The organism is Acinetobacter sp. YH16053 (genome assembly GCF_013417035.1).
In the GTDB taxonomy this organism is placed as follows: Bacteria; Pseudomonadota; Gammaproteobacteria; order Pseudomonadales; family Moraxellaceae; genus Acinetobacter; species Acinetobacter towneri.
Map to the genome: position 1 here is coordinate 1 of NZ_VPEP01000121.1, position 1,387 is coordinate 1,387.

Below are 1,387 nucleotides of genomic sequence, written 5' to 3' on the forward strand. Positions count from 1 at the left end.
ATTTTACTCTAACCAAAAAATGTACAAAATGCCGATTTTGAAACAAGTCGGCTTTTTTATGAGCGGTTTTGATAGTTCTTGCCAATAATTTTGTTTAAAAAGTAGTCAATTTTTCGGTTTTTCCAATGTTCTCAACTTCCCAGGATCTAAAATTATCCCCATTTCCTGCGGATAAACCTGGGACAGTTTTTAGCCGGTCTTGTACGCATTTGCTTACGTCAATTACGGCCCTTTGCGCCTGTACGACCTGGCTGCAATTTCCTATGATGGATTCATCAGGAACAGGAAGTTCCACACAATAATAAGAACATAGATACGCACAAGGACTGTAAGGTACGACAGGAGTTATACCTAAACACCCAATACGAAAAAGCCCGACAGGATGTCGGGCTTTTTTATTTAAATCAAACTATGGGACAGTAGTATCTTAAGATGCTAACTTCAATTAATTCTTACTAAGTTGGGTTTATTTAAAAACATTGAATATGTTTTAAATAATAAAAAATCTTAGCTTATTGTCATACTTTAATATTGATTAGAAATATCCATGTTTTATGATTTTTTAGGCACTTAATAATGAAACTCGAATTAAATTTTCCAGATGATTTTCCTAGACAATTAATAGATATGCTTCATGGACTGCACCCACGACTCCCTAAAGGCTATCCAGCAGAATTTATTTCTTTGGATAAAGCTATAGGTAGGAGAGTTGCAGAAAATGTTATCGCTTTAAATGATTACCCGGCTAAAAATTTATCAAAATTTGCCGGCTGGGGAATAAATTCGCATATGACTCAAAATATCAAAGTAAATCACTTTTTAAAAATTAATAACATGTATTTTTGGGATGCAGAGCTTTATAGATCCAAAGATATATATCAAATTGATTACAAAGAAGATTCTATTATTAGGCTTCCTAAAAATATCGAACTACCTTCTGAAATAGATGCTGTTATTCAAGAAGATGATAGTAGGTTAGATCTTGAAGATCCCTTTTCCTATAAGGTTCTTTCACCAATAGAAAAATTTGAAGGTGTGATAAAACAAGGAAGCATTATTCAACAAGATGAGTGTTTGGTTCAAAAAGATGAAAAAATTAATGCTGAAAAAGTAATCGTGTTATCGAGAGCTGGTTTAAGAGAAATTGAGGTATATAAAAAACCTAAAATCATTATAGTTAGTATGTATAACTATGATAATGAAGAAAAAATTAGTGAAGAATGTATTTATGTTCAAAATATTTTGCAGCAATGGGGTTACGATGATGTTGGAGTCAAAATCTTAAAACCAATTAGATTAGAGCATGCTTTTAAAAGTGAAATTGAACAAAAAAATCCTATTATTAATCCCGCTTTAACATCTTCACAAGAGCAGTTTACTGATGAAT

Annotated in this window: 1 pseudogene; it reads left to right on the forward strand. The window is 31.9% G+C overall.

From position 1 onward, the window contains the following. Positions 1–576 precede the first annotated feature (576 nt). A pseudogene (locus tag FTV43_RS15460) lies at positions 577–1,387 on the forward strand (molybdenum cofactor biosysnthesis protein MoeA); the annotation flags it as partial.